Here is a 566-nt window from a genome sequence, read left to right as displayed (position 1 = left end):
AATCCCTAAAATAGCAAATAATCCCAGACCTCAGAGGGCGATGAACCATAGCCGTTGTTGTGCCTAGTTGTTTTTTAAATCCACCTTATGTTTTTCAGAAAGACATGGTTCCGCAAATTCTAGGATACCTTCTTTTTCATACCTCATCAAAATTTCTTTAATCCGCGAATAGTCGACCTCCTTTAATACTTCCATAGAAAAGTATGAGTCGTTAATTCCTTCTGACCAACAGTTTAATTCCTTAAATCGGTTACGGATTAGTTCTTTGTCAAGACCTTCTTGAATTATGACAACCAATACAATAGAATTACCAGAAAACTTGGTTGTTTTTCGATACGTTAGCATTTGTTCGGATTCATCGTATTCAGCATAGAACTCGTCACCAGTTGCAATTGGTGGACCATAGAAAGGGATGTTATCTAACTTGTAAATTCCATTTTCCTCATCCACAATTTCCGCCCACATTGTTTCTACTGTCAAGTCATCCAAGACATTGCTGTGGTATTTGAATAAAATTTTCTTGTGTGTATTCTCAGTACTTGACATTAAACAATTAGGCACAACGG

1 protein-coding gene is annotated in these 566 nt (G+C 36.7%); it reads right to left on the bottom strand.

The window, feature by feature from the left end:
* Window positions 1–63: 63 nt before the first annotated feature.
* Window positions 64–566: DUF4265 domain-containing protein (locus GWK09_RS14900; protein ID WP_317174547.1), on the bottom strand; the 503-nt coding region annotated here is incomplete at its 5' end.

The sequence above is a fragment of the Muriicola jejuensis genome, from assembly GCF_010671595.1.
Classification (GTDB): Bacteria; Bacteroidota; Bacteroidia; order Flavobacteriales; family Flavobacteriaceae; genus Muriicola; species Muriicola jejuensis.
This window is presented reverse-complemented; position numbering and strand designations above follow the sequence as displayed.